General features: G+C 52.3%; 11 protein-coding genes and 2 tRNA genes. 7 read left to right on the plus strand and 6 right to left on the minus strand.

Going from position 1 to position 10,055, the window contains the following annotated elements; genetic code table 11:
* The first annotated feature begins 64 nt into the window (after nucleotides 1–64).
* The 3 genes from fucK to fucR are packed head-to-tail and all read left to right on the plus strand — an operon-like array spanning nucleotide 65 to nucleotide 2,694.
* The gene (gene fucK, locus NNO02_RS11845) at nucleotides 65–1,483 is read left to right on the plus strand and encodes an L-fuculokinase (RefSeq protein ID WP_271454871.1); all 1,419 of its coding nucleotides are present in this window, start codon (nucleotides 65–67) and stop codon (nucleotides 1,481–1,483) included.
* 1 nt (nucleotide 1,484) lies between these two features.
* Nucleotides 1,485–1,907 (plus strand): L-fucose mutarotase, encoded by a 423-nt coding sequence (gene fucU, locus NNO02_RS11850; RefSeq protein ID WP_271454872.1) that lies wholly within the window; start codon nucleotides 1,485–1,487, stop codon nucleotides 1,905–1,907.
* A gap of 58 nt (nucleotides 1,908–1,965) precedes the next feature.
* Nucleotides 1,966–2,694, plus strand: coding sequence for an L-fucose operon activator (fucR, locus tag NNO02_RS11855; RefSeq protein ID WP_271454873.1), 729 nt, complete (start codon nucleotides 1,966–1,968; stop codon nucleotides 2,692–2,694).
* A gap of 31 nt (nucleotides 2,695–2,725) precedes the next feature.
* Here the strand turns inward: fucR and rlmM are convergent, their stop codons facing one another.
* From rlmM to NNO02_RS11875, 4 genes are all read right to left on the minus strand, one after another.
* A complete protein-coding gene (gene rlmM, locus NNO02_RS11860) occupies nucleotides 2,726–3,826 on the minus strand; it encodes a 23S rRNA (cytidine(2498)-2'-O)-methyltransferase RlmM (RefSeq protein WP_271441058.1) in 1,101 nt (366 codons plus the stop codon).
* The gene (locus NNO02_RS11865) at nucleotides 3,819–4,214 is read right to left on the minus strand and encodes a DUF423 domain-containing protein (RefSeq protein ID WP_005130969.1); all 396 of its coding nucleotides are present in this window, start codon (nucleotides 4,212–4,214) and stop codon (nucleotides 3,819–3,821) included. The genes rlmM and NNO02_RS11865 overlap by 8 nt, the downstream gene beginning before the upstream one ends.
* 18 nt (nucleotides 4,215–4,232) lie before the next feature.
* Nucleotides 4,233–5,150 carry a glycine cleavage system transcriptional regulator GcvA gene (gene gcvA / locus NNO02_RS11870; RefSeq protein WP_101741626.1) on the minus strand — a complete coding sequence of 306 codons (918 nt, stop codon included), beginning with the start codon at nucleotides 5,148–5,150 and terminating at the stop codon, nucleotides 4,233–4,235.
* Between the two features lie 362 nt (nucleotides 5,151–5,512).
* Entirely contained in the window at nucleotides 5,513–5,740 is a 228-nt protein-coding gene (locus NNO02_RS11875) for a YgdI/YgdR family lipoprotein (protein ID WP_202037874.1), read from the minus strand.
* Between the two features lie 192 nt (nucleotides 5,741–5,932).
* On the opposite strand from NNO02_RS11875, the gene csdA reads away from it, so the two are divergent.
* Both csdA and csdE read left to right on the plus strand, forming a co-directional pair.
* The gene (gene csdA / locus NNO02_RS11880) at nucleotides 5,933–7,138 is read left to right on the plus strand and encodes a cysteine desulfurase CsdA (protein ID WP_271454874.1); all 1,206 of its coding nucleotides are present in this window, start codon (nucleotides 5,933–5,935) and stop codon (nucleotides 7,136–7,138) included.
* The gene (csdE, locus tag NNO02_RS11885; protein WP_271454875.1) at nucleotides 7,138–7,581 is read left to right on the plus strand and encodes a cysteine desulfurase sulfur acceptor subunit CsdE; all 444 of its coding nucleotides are present in this window, start codon (nucleotides 7,138–7,140) and stop codon (nucleotides 7,579–7,581) included. The genes csdA and csdE overlap by 1 nt, the downstream gene beginning before the upstream one ends.
* Before the next feature lie 68 nt (nucleotides 7,582–7,649).
* Here the strand turns inward: csdE and tcdA are convergent, their stop codons facing one another.
* Nucleotides 7,650–8,456: a tRNA cyclic N6-threonylcarbamoyladenosine(37) synthase TcdA gene (tcdA, locus tag NNO02_RS11890; RefSeq protein WP_271441061.1), complete on the minus strand. Its 807-nt coding sequence runs from the start codon at nucleotides 8,454–8,456 to the stop codon at nucleotides 7,650–7,652.
* Between the two features lie 108 nt (nucleotides 8,457–8,564).
* Nucleotides 8,565–9,662 carry a murein transglycosylase A gene (gene mltA, locus NNO02_RS11895; RefSeq protein WP_048213098.1) on the minus strand — a complete coding sequence of 366 codons (1,098 nt, stop codon included), beginning with the start codon at nucleotides 9,660–9,662 and terminating at the stop codon, nucleotides 8,565–8,567.
* A 205-nt stretch (nucleotides 9,663–9,867) separates the two neighbouring features.
* Between mltA and NNO02_RS11900 the strand changes: the two genes are divergently transcribed.
* Both NNO02_RS11900 and NNO02_RS11905 read left to right on the plus strand, forming a co-directional pair.
* A tRNA-Met gene (locus NNO02_RS11900) sits at nucleotides 9,868–9,944 on the plus strand.
* A gap of 34 nt (nucleotides 9,945–9,978) precedes the next feature.
* Nucleotides 9,979–10,055, plus strand: a tRNA-Met gene (locus tag NNO02_RS11905).

Here is a 10,055-nt window from a genome sequence, read left to right on the forward strand (position 1 = left end):
TTGCACAACGTGTAGGCCGGATAAGGCGTTTACGCCGCCATCCGGCACCGTCTCGGGAGTGATTATGAAGAATGACGTCATCCTGGTTCTCGACTGCGGCGCGACCAACGTGCGAGCCATTGCGGTTAACCGCCAGGGAAAAATTGTCGCCCGCGCCTCAACCCCGAACGCCAGTGATACCGCCGTCGAGAACGCTGGCTGGCATCAGTGGTCCCTCGACGCCATTGTGCAGCGCTTTGCCGATTGCTGCCAACAACTCACCACGGAACTGACCGCCTGTAACATTCGAGGGATAACGGTCACTACATTTGGCGTTGATGGCGCGCTGGTTGATGCGTATGGCAAACTGCTTTATCCGGTTATCAGTTGGAAATGTCCACGCACTGCCGCCGTCATGGCTTCTATCAGCCAACGGATATCACCTCAGAAATTACAGGATATATCAGGCGTTGGCGCGTTCAGTTTCAACACGCTGTACAAGCTGGTATGGCTTAAAGAGAATCACCCACAATTGCTGGAACAGGCACACGCCTGGTTATTTATTTCATCACTGCTCAACCATCGCCTCACCGGTGAGTTCACCACAGATATCACCATGGCCGGTACCAGCCAGATGCTGGATATTCATCAGCGCGATTTCAGTGCTGATATTTTGCAGGCTACCGGGATACCACGCCGACTGTTTCCACGTTTAGTTGAAGCGGGAGAGCAGATCGGAACGTTGAAAAATGACGCGGCAAAGCAACTTGGGCTCACAGCGGGGATTCCGGTTATCTCTGCCGGCCACGACACGCAGTTTGCGCTCTTTGGCGCAGGCGCACAGCCAGATGAACCCGTGCTCTCTTCCGGTACATGGGAAATACTGATGGTACGCAGCGCACAGGTGAATACGGCCTTACTCAGCGACTATGTGGGTTCTACTTGTGAACTGGACAGTCGGTCGGGACTCTATAACCCCGGTATGCAGTGGCTGGCATCCGGCGTGCTTGAGTGGGTACGTAAGTTGCTGTGGACACCCGACACCCCCTGGCAAACGCTCATTGATGAAGCGCAGGCCGTCCCGGCGGGCGCTGAAGGTATAACCATGCACTGCGACCTGCTTGCCAGTCCACGTGCAGGCTGGCAGGGCGTCACACTCAACAGTACCCGCGGACACTTTTACCGCGCTGCGCTGGAAGGATTGACGGCCCAGTTGCAGCACAATCTACACACACTAGAAACCATCGGTCATTTCAACGCGACAGAGCTACTTCTGGTTGGTGGAGGAAGTCGTAATGCACTATGGAATCAGATAAAAGCGAACGTTCTGGGTATTCCCATCAAAGTGCTGGATGATGCCGAAACGACGGTTGCCGGTGCTGCGATGTTTGCCTGGTCTGGTATCGGCGAATTTGCCTCTCCGGAGCAGGCTCGTGCGCAGGTGGACTATCAATATCGTTACTTCTACCCACAAACAGAACCCGTATTCACAGGAGTCGAGTGACATGCTCAAAACGATTTCCCCCTTAATTTCCCCTGACCTGTTAAAGGTACTGGCTGAAATGGGTCACGGTGATGAGATTATCTTTTCCGACGCCCACTTTCCGGCCCACAGTATGGGCCCGCAGGTTATCCGGGCCGATGGCCTGCAGGTCAGCGACCTGTTGCGGGCGATTATTCCGCTGTTTGAACTGGACAGTTACGCCTCACCACTGGTAATGATGGCCGCCGTCGAAGGAGACTCCCTCGACCCCGACGTAGAAGCGCGATATCGGCAGGCATTGTCATTACAAACACCTTGCCCGGACATCACGCGCATTGACCGTTATGCATTTTATGAACGCGCACAAAAAGTATTCGCAATCGTTATTACAGGGGAGCGGGCAAAGTACGGAAATATCCTGTTAAAAAAAGGGGTAACGCCATAATCTCTTACCTGAATGCCCGGCAGGTACGGGCATTCATCGCATGATGGGGGGAGAAAACATGAAAGCAGCACGCCTGCAAGCGATCCTGGATCTGTTGAGCAACCATAAAAGTCTGACGACTGAAACTTTATCCTCACAGCTTAATGTCAGTAAAGAAACTATCCGTCGCGATCTTACGCAACTGCAGGCACAGGGTAAGGTACTGCGTAATCACGGGCGCGCCAAAGTGATACATCGGGTAAACCAGGACTGCGGCGAGCCGTTTCATATCAGACTGAAAAGCCATTATTCTCACAAAGCAGATATCGCCAGAGACGCGTTAACGTGGATAGAAGAAGGCATGGTGATCGCGCTGGATGCCAGTTCTACTTGCTGGTACCTGGCTCGCCTGTTGCCAGACATTAACATTCACGTATTTACGAATAGCCAACCGATTTGCCTCGAATTGGGAAAACGTGAAAATATTCAGCTAATCAGTTCCGGTGGTCGACTTGAGCGTAAATACGGTTGCTACGTTAATCCATCGCTCATCTCACAGCTAAAGTCACTTGATATCGACCTGTTTATCTTTTCCTGCGAGGGGATCGACCACGGCGGTACACTCTGGGATTCAAATGCTACCAACGCCGATTTTAAATCCATCCTGCTTAAGCGCGCGGCGCAGTCATTATTATTGATTGATAAGAGTAAATTTAATCGCTCGGGTGAGGTGCAGATTGGGCATCTGGCAAATGTGACGCATATTATTTCAGATACAGAAATGATTGAAACAAGCCAGGCCGGATGAGGCGTTCACGCCGCCATCCGGCAAATAAGTATTATCGTTCGTCGCGGCGACCACCGACGGCAGCCCACAGACGACGTACGTGCACGGTGACTTCTTCACGGTCGTGATAAAGCTGACGCGCCTGAATCTGCGCATTCACGCCATGCTCATCGAGCTGTGCCTGAATATAAGCCAGGTTTTGCGACACTTCCTCGTAGCGCTTTTTCATCGGCAGCTTAAGGTTAAAAATCGTCTCGCGGCACCAGCCGTTCACCAGCCATTGCGCCATCAGCGCTGCAACTTTGGCCGGTTTCTCCACCATATCGCAGACCATCCACGAGATGTTGTTACGATTCGGGCGATACTTAAATCCATCTTCCCGCAACCAGGTGACCTGCCCGGTATCCATCAGGCTTTGCGCCATCGGACCATTATCCACCGAGTACACCCACATATTGCGTTTAACCAGTTGGTAGGTCCAACCGCCAGGACATGCGCCTAAATCAACGGCATACATTCCATTGGCCAGACGCTCATCCCACTCATCGGCAGGAATAAACACATGCAGCGCCTCTTCCAGCTTCAGCGTTGAACGGCTCGGCGCATCAGCCGGGAATTTCAGTCGCGGAATGCCCATATAGAACGGCGAGTTATTATCAGGCCAGGAGTAGCCCGTGTAGCAACAGCCAGGTGCAATAAAGAAGACGTGCACTACCGGACGTTTTGGCGTTTCATACTTTGCCAGCACACCCGCTTCACGCAGCGCAGCGCGCAGCGGTACGGTAAATTTGCGGCAAAATTTCACCAGCTCTTTGCTTTCATTCGTGTCGGCAACTTCGACACGCAAATCGCCGCCTTTCTCCACCACGCCCTGCAGCATACCGACGATCGGTGTGATGCGATCTTCCGGCGGCAAATATTGCAGTAGCTCGCCAACAACAAACATTTGGCGAGCAAAAATCAGCGAGCTAAACGGCAACTCTTTAACGAGCTTTTCCGCATCTTCCTGCTGATAGCATTCAAAGATGACATAACCCGCATTTTCTTTAACGCGGGCGAAACCAAAGATTTCGCGACGCCCTGCTTTATCCGTAATTTCTGCGGCGCACTCTTTTTCAAAACCCGGGCGACACAACAATACAACCTTATTCATGGCTTACGCCCTTACGTTTCAATCGAATAGCGCCCACTAACATCAGTGCCCAGCCTACAAGGAAGCTAAAACCACCGACAGGGGTAACAAACGCCCACAGGCGTAAATGAGAAAGCGCGAGGCAATACAGACTGCCGCTAAACAGCACGGTCCCTAATGCCAGAAACACGCTACTCCAGTAAAACCAAATGCTAATACGTCGCTGCATGGCGACGGCCAGACCAAAAATAGCCAGTGTATGAAATGCCTGATACTCAAGGCCAGTCTGGATCCACCCCATTTCAACAACGCCGAGGGTTTTACTCAGAACATGTGCCCCAAAGGCTCCCAGAGCTACAAAGATAAAGCCACTGATGGCGGCAAAAATCAGCATAAAACGGCTGGTCATGTTAATACCCTACGTAAATTATTGTTCATAACGAAAGCGGAATTTTTCTTGTTCCGTGGCCGCTTTCGCCAGTATCCACTGACGGAAGGCGGCTATTTTACCCAGTTCTGCCTGACTGTCATGACAAACCAGATAAAATGCGTTTTTGCTGACCAGAACATCATTAAAAGGACAAACCAGACGTCCGGCTTCAATTTCGGACTGCGCCATAACGTTATTGGCCAACGCAACGCCCTGCCCATGGATAGCGGCCTGTAGCACCATGGCGCTATGGCTGAAGATAGGTCCCTGCTGTACGTTGATATGATTCAGCCCGAGCTGGCGCGTATAAGCTTGCCAGTCACGCCGCGATGCATCGTGCAACAATGTGTGTTTTGCCAGATCATCCGGCGTCTTCAGTGGCTTATCACCGGTAAGTAGCAGCGGCGAGCAGACCGGCAATAAATATTCTGCGTACAATTTTTCAACGCGCAGGCCCGGCCAGTTGCCTCGTCCGTAGAAAATAGCCACATCGACATCGTCGGCCAGTTTGTCTTCCTGACGGTCCACGGCCTGGATCCTGACATCGATTCCCGGATAAGCTGAGTTAAAGCTAGAGAGTCTGGGCACCAGCCATTGAATCGCAAAACTGGGCAATAAACTGACGGTAAGCGCGCCTTTTGCACTGCGTGCCTGAAGTTTACGCGTCGCATCGGTTAATTGCGAAAAAATCTCTTTGATGTCGAGGAAATAGCTTTGACCTTCTTCCGTCAACAACAGCGATCGATTGCGCCGACGAAACAGCTTCAGCCCCAAAAAATCCTCAAGTGACTTGATTTGGTGACTTACTGCGGCCTGCGTCACAAAAAGTTCTTCTGCTGCGCGCGTAAAGCTTAAATGGCGCGCGGCAGCATCAAAAACACGTAACGCATTTAAGGGTGGTAATCGTTTTGACATGACTTTTAGGCTTTGATGTTAAATGAATTTAACAATTACCTAACAGGCTGTAACCTATTAGTTTTTTTAATCTGAGCCATTATAAATTGTCCGTTGAGGTTCTACCAGCAAATACCTATAGTGGCGGCACTTCCTGAAGCCGGAACGAAAAGTTTTATCGGAATGCGTGTTCTGGTGGGCTTTTGGCTTACGGTTGTGATGTTGTGTTGTTGTGTTTGCAATTGGTCTGCGATTCAGACCATGGTAGCAAAGCTACCCTTTTTCACTTCCTGTACATTTACCCTGTCTGTCCATAGTGATTAATGTAGCACCGCCAAATTGCGGTGCTTTTTTTTGTCCGTGTGTCTGCCAATGACGACCGGCTATTTCTCCAGTTCGACCATCTCTTTCACATCGGTACGGTTAATCTGCTGTTTGTTGCCGTTAGCGTCTTTATACGAAATCATTCCTGTCTCATTATCGGTCTTTGGCTTACCGTCAGACACGATTGTCCGGCCATCGTTGGTGTGCATCACGTAATTCGGACCGGAACAGGCGCTCAGGGCAAAAGTCAGCATACAGGCAGAGATTATGGCGGCAGTCTTTTTCATATTTTTCTCCTCACAGCAATTTATGCCAGATAAAGCGAATTCCATAACAGGCAAAATTATTCGCCTAACACTATTTAGCATAAGACACTGCACAGACTTCGCCGGGATATCCAGAGGATTCCGATGGTTAGCGCAACCCTTGTGTCTGCGCCCTTTTTGCGCCACGATCGGTTTACTGAACTGAGGAATACCATGAACGCTTTTAACCCCACGCAGTTTCGCGCACAATTTCCCGCACTCAACGATGCAGGTGTCTATCTCGACAGCGCCGCGACGGCATTGAAGCCGCAGGCAGTGATTGAGGCGACCCATCAGTTTTATAGTCTGAGCGGCGGGAACGTCCATCGCAGCCAGTTTGCTGAAGCCCAGCGTCTGACCGCGCGCTATGAGGCCGCGCGAGAAAAAGTCGCGCGTCTCATCAATGCTCCCGATGACAAGACGGTGGTCTGGACCCGCGGTACGACGGAGGCTATCAACATGGTTGCCCAAAGTTACGCGCGTCCGCGCTTACAACCGGGCGACGAGATTATCGTAAGCGTAGCGGAGCATCATGCCAACCTGGTTCCCTGGCTGATGGTGGCGGAGCAAACGGGGGCTAAAATCATCAAGCTTCAGCTCAATGCCCATTTGCTGCCTGACACTGAGTCTCTGGCGGACCTCATCACCCCCCGCAGTCGCATTCTGGCTCTCGGTCAGATGTCAAACGTCACCGGTGGCTGCCCTGATTTAGTCCGCGCGATTACGCTTGCTCATGCAGCAGGCATGGTGGTGATGGTGGATGGCGCTCAGGGCGTTGTACATTTCCCCGCTGACGTCCAGCAGTTAGATATTGATTTCTATGCTTTTTCTGGTCACAAATTATATGGTCCGACGGGTATTGGCGTACTGTATGGTAAACCCGAACTGTTGGAGGCCATGTCACCGTGGCTCGGCGGCGGTAAAATGATTAGCGAAGTCAGCTTTGACGGTTTCACCACACAAGCGGCACCGTGGAAGCTTGAGGCAGGCACGCCGAACGTTGCGGGCGTCATTGGATTAAGTGCGGCGCTTGAATGGCTTGCGGATATTGATATCGTGCAAGCCGAAAACTGGAGCCGCAGTCTGGCAACGCTAGCAGAAGATGCGCTGGCGAAACGGCCGGGATTTCGCTCCTTCCGTTGCCAGGACTCAAGCCTGTTAGCCTTTGATTTTACAGGAGTGCACCACAGCGATATGGTGACGCTGCTGGCTGAGTATGGCATTGCGCTGCGCGCCGGACAGCACTGTGCGCAACCGTTGCTGGCGGAGCTGGGCGTCTCCGGGACGCTGCGCGCCTCATTTGCACCTTATAATACCCGAAGCGATGTTGATGCGTTGGTCACTGCCGTTGACCGCGCACTGGAAATATTGGTGGACTAATGACAAGCCCTCTGTTCGCCGGACACCCGTTTGGCACAATCGTAACGGAAGAGACGTTACGGAATACTTTTATCCCGCTCACTCAGTGGGAAGATAAATATCGTCAACTTATTCTACTGGGTAAGCAACTTCCGGCCCTTTCGGATGATCTGAAGGCGCAGGCAAAAGAGATTGCCGGATGTGAAAACCGCGTTTGGCTGGGATACAGTCTGCATGAGAATGGCACACTTCACTTCTTCGGTGATAGTGAAGGCCGAATTGTGCGCGGCCTGCTGGCGGTACTACTCACTGCTATCGAAGGTAAAACTACTGCGGAGTTACAGGCTCATTCGCCGATGGCGTTATTTGATGAGTTGGGCTTAAGCGCACAACTGAGCGCGTCACGTAGTCAGGGGCTGAATGCGCTCGTTGAGGCAGCTCAGGATGCCGGATGGCAACGTTGATGCGTCTTATCTGGCCGACAACGCCGCACAAAGCGTAGGTCGGATAAGCGCAGCGCCATCCGACACAATCAGGGCTGGCGCGCCGCCTTCGCCATCATCTTCTTCAGCGCGTGGGACACGGCCACAAAACCAAAAGTCGCCGTCACCATGGTGGCAGCGCCAAACCCGGATGCACAATCCATACGCTTCGGCCCTTCCGCCGTGGCCTTCATTGCACACACCGAGCCATCGGCCTGCGGGTAAACCAGCGCCTCAGTCGAAAACACGCAATCCACGCCCAACTTGCCTTTGCTGTTTTTCACTACCCCAAAATCACTTTTCAGCCGCTCACGTAGCTTCGCCGCCAGTGGGTCCTGGATGGTTTTTGCCAAATCAACCACCTGAATCTGCGTGGGATCAATCTGTCCCCCCGCGCCTCCGGTGGTCACCAGCGGAACTTTATTACGTCGGCAATATGCGATCAGTGCCGCTTTTGGGCGCACACTATCAATTGCATCAATAACATACGAGAATCCTGCGCTCATATATTCGGCAACGTTATCCGGCGTGACAAAATCATCAACCACGGTCACCCGGCACTCCGGGTTAATCTGACGTATACGTTCGGCCATCACCTCGGCTTTCGCCAGGCCGACGTTATCACGCAAAGCATGGATTTGACGGTTAGTATTAGTGACGCACACATCATCCATATCGATGAGTGTAATAGCGCCAATACCGGTACGCGCCAGCGCTTCCGCCGCCCACGACCCCACGCCGCCAATTCCAACGACACAAACGTGCGATTGGGCAAACAGCTGCAGCGCATTTTCGCCATACAGGCGTGCCGTACCGCCAAAACGCTGGCGCCAGGTATCACTGATAACCACAGACATAGAACCTCAAATTCATTAATACCGAGCAGTATGACTGCCGGATGGCGCTTCGCTTATCCGGCCTACATTATTGAGCAGGCCTGATAAAGCGCAGCCGTCATCAGGCAATTAACCGCTAAATACGTTACCCGCGTTGGCCGCTGTTTTCAGCACCCACACGCGTCCGTAGTGATTATACCACCCTGCACGGTGTCCGGCGTCTGCACCAATACCCTGGTAGATGTCGAAGTGCTGCCCTTTGATCGCCCCACCGACATCTAACGCGACCATCAGACGTAATTCATACTGACCGGTGAATTTCCCGTTATTGTCCAGTAGCGGAACTTCCGCCAGTAACGTCGTACCTGCAGGGATAATACTGCGGTCAGACGCAACAGATGCACGACCAATCAACGGTACAGCACTGGCCCCTTTGACCGGTGCAAAAGATTGCGGCTTAAAGAAAACGAATGATGGGTTCTGCTCCAGCAGCTCACGCACTTCGGCTTCACTGTGCGTCTCACCCCAATGGCGAATGGCCTGCATCGACATATCTTCTTTCTTCACTTCACCGCGATCGATCAGCACCTTACCGATACTGCGATAAGCGTGGCCATTTTTCCCGGAATAGCTAAAGAAGTTAAGCGGGCTACCATCACCAAAATCAATGTATCCGCTGCCCTGAACATCCATGATGAAGTTATCCATCAGAGAGTTGCTGTACGCCAGAATGTAATTGTCGCTGAGCGCGCCTGCATAGATCTCAGCACGAGAGGGTAAGCGCCCACGTTTTGGCGGCATGCGATAGATAGGATACTGAAACTCGCCCTGGCGCGTATGCCGCGCCTGGATAACCGGCGTGTAGTAACCGGTAAACTGGACGTTACCATAATTGTCCGCCCCTTCCATTTGCCAGGCATCAATACCAAACTGGCGCATACTGCGCGTATCACCGCCCGCACGTAGCCACTGCTGGATAGCGTTGTAGACGTTGCTCTGGTTACCGTACAAACGCGGGGAAGCGCTGCGAATTTGATTAACCTGCTCGGCGAAATCGCCGGCGTTAATTGGCGCGCCAACCGCATCAGGTTGGTTCACCAGTGAGAAAGGCTGGGTAAATTTCCCGTCTTTATACTGCTGCCCACGATCGGTGGGTTTTGAGGAACACGCGGCGAGCATCGCGACTACAGCTCCCGCCAGAAGATATTTTGCCCAACGTCCTTTCATTGTTCTCGTCTTATGTTGCCTGAATGCGAGACGAAGATAACAAACCCCCGAAGCTAATGAAATGCGTATACATACCCCAACGCAAATTTTGAGCAAAAAATAATCCAGAATGCGTTGTTTTTGTTCATTTTCAGCCTAAAAACGTGATCAAGGTGAAAAAAGGGTTGCATGAAAATGCGAGCAGAGTATAGTGCGCATCCACGGACGCGGGGTGGAGCAGCCTGGTAGCTCGTCGGGCTCATAACCCGAAGGTCGTCAGTTCAAATCTGGCCCCCGCAACCAATTAAAATTTGATGAAGTACAAGCAGTACGGTGACGCGGGGTGGAGCAGCCTGGTAGCTCGTCGGGCTCATAACCCGAAGGTCGTCGGTTCAAATCCGGCCCCCGCAACCA

This window comes from Citrobacter sp. Awk 2 (assembly GCF_028069815.1).
Lineage (GTDB): Bacteria > Pseudomonadota > Gammaproteobacteria > Enterobacterales > Enterobacteriaceae > Citrobacter.

Excerpts from the sequence above, each read along its gene's own strand:
- fucK (WP_271454871.1), top strand. The coding sequence starts at position 65 with ATGAAGAATGACGTCATCCTGGTTCTCGACTGCGGCGCGACCAACGTG.
- fucU (WP_271454872.1), top strand. The coding sequence starts at position 1,485 with ATGCTCAAAACGATTTCCCCCTTAATTTCCCCTGACCTGTTAAAGGTA.
- fucR (WP_271454873.1), top strand. The coding sequence starts at position 1,966 with ATGAAAGCAGCACGCCTGCAAGCGATCCTGGATCTGTTGAGCAACCAT.
- rlmM (WP_271441058.1), bottom strand. The coding sequence starts at position 3,826 with ATGAATAAGGTTGTATTGTTGTGTCGCCCGGGTTTTGAAAAAGAGTGC.
- NNO02_RS11865 (WP_005130969.1), bottom strand. The coding sequence starts at position 4,214 with ATGACCAGCCGTTTTATGCTGATTTTTGCCGCCATCAGTGGCTTTATC.
- gcvA (WP_101741626.1), bottom strand. The coding sequence starts at position 5,150 with ATGTCAAAACGATTACCACCCTTAAATGCGTTACGTGTTTTTGATGCT.
- NNO02_RS11875 (WP_202037874.1), bottom strand. The coding sequence starts at position 5,740 with ATGAAAAAGACTGCCGCCATAATCTCTGCCTGTATGCTGACTTTTGCC.
- csdA (WP_271454874.1), top strand. The coding sequence starts at position 5,933 with ATGAACGCTTTTAACCCCACGCAGTTTCGCGCACAATTTCCCGCACTC.
- csdE (WP_271454875.1), top strand. The coding sequence starts at position 7,138 with ATGACAAGCCCTCTGTTCGCCGGACACCCGTTTGGCACAATCGTAACG.
- tcdA (WP_271441061.1), bottom strand. The coding sequence starts at position 8,456 with ATGTCTGTGGTTATCAGTGATACCTGGCGCCAGCGTTTTGGCGGTACG.
- mltA (WP_048213098.1), bottom strand. The coding sequence starts at position 9,662 with ATGAAAGGACGTTGGGCAAAATATCTTCTGGCGGGAGCTGTAGTCGCG.